Consider the following 1,388-nt stretch of genomic DNA (forward strand, 5'->3'; position numbering starts at 1 on the left):
AAGGTGCTCATCGCCAACCGTGGCGAAATCGCTGTCCGCGTGGCCCGGGCCTGCCGGGACGCCGGGATCGCGAGCGTGGCCGTATACGCCGACCCGGATCGGGACGCTCTGCATGTCCGCGCCGCGGATGAGGCGTTCGCCCTGGGCGGTGACACTCCAGCCACCAGCTACCTGGACATCGACAAGGTGCTGAACGCCGCGCGTGAGTCCGGTGCGGACGCGATCCACCCTGGTTACGGGTTTCTGTCGGAGAACGCCGACTTCGCTCAGGCGGTCCTGGACGCCGGTCTGAACTGGATCGGCCCGCCGCCGCAGGCGATCCGCGACCTGGGCGACAAGGTCGCCGCCCGGCACATCGCCCAGCGTGCCGGCGCCCCCCTGGTGGCCGGCACCCCGGACCCGGTGAGCGGTGCCGGGGAGGTCGTGGCCTTCGCGGAGCAGCACGGCCTGCCCATCGCGATCAAGGCCGCCTTCGGTGGCGGCGGCCGCGGCCTGAAGGTCGCCCGCACCCTCGAAGAGGTCCCCGAGCTGTACGAGTCCGCCGTCCGTGAGGCGGTGGCCGCGTTCGGCCGCGGCGAGTGCTTCGTGGAGCGCTACCTGGACCGTCCGCGGCACGTGGAGACCCAGTGCCTGGCCGACAAGCACGGCAACGTGGTCGTCGTCTCCACCCGTGACTGCTCGCTGCAGCGCCGCCACCAGAAGCTGGTGGAGGAGGCGCCCGCGCCGTTCCTGTCCGAGGAGCAGGTCGCGGAGCTGTACCGGGCCTCGAAGGCCATCCTGAAGGAGGCCCGCTACGAGGGCGCCGGAACCTGTGAGTTCCTGGTCGGCCAGGACGGCACGATCTCCTTCCTGGAGGTGAACACCCGCCTGCAGGTGGAGCACCCGGTGACCGAGGAGGTCGCCGGCATCGACCTGGTGCGCGAGATGTTCCGCATCGCCGACGGCGAGGAACTCGGCTACGACGACCCCGCCCTGCGCGGACACTCGTTCGAGTTCCGGATCAACGGCGAGGACCCCGGCCGCAACTTCCTGCCGGCCCCCGGCACGGTCACCGCCTTCGCCCCGCCCTCGGGCCCGGGCGTCCGCCTGGACGCGGGCGTGGAGTCCGGCAGCGTCATCGGCCCGGCCTGGGACTCGCTGCTGGCCAAGCTGATCGTCACCGGCCGCACCCGCAAGGAGGCCCTGGAGCGGGCCGCCCGCGCCCTGGACGAGTTCCAGGTCGAGGGCATGGCCACCGCGATCCCCTTCCACCGCGCGGTGGTACGGGACGCGGCGTTCGGCCCGGAGCTGACCGGCTCCGAGGACCCCTTCACGGTCCACACCCGGTGGATCGAGACCGAGTTCGTCAACGAGATCAAGCCGTTCGCGGCCCCGGCCGATGCCGAGGC

Annotated in this window: 1 protein-coding gene; it reads left to right on the plus strand. The window is 72.0% G+C overall.

The window, feature by feature from the left end:
• A partial coding sequence (locus AC07CM_RS50980; protein WP_478883374.1) for an acetyl-CoA carboxylase biotin carboxylase subunit occupies positions 1–1,388 on the plus strand: 1,388 nt, incomplete at both ends.

It is taken from the genome of Streptomyces sp. NPDC044061, from assembly GCF_056434305.1.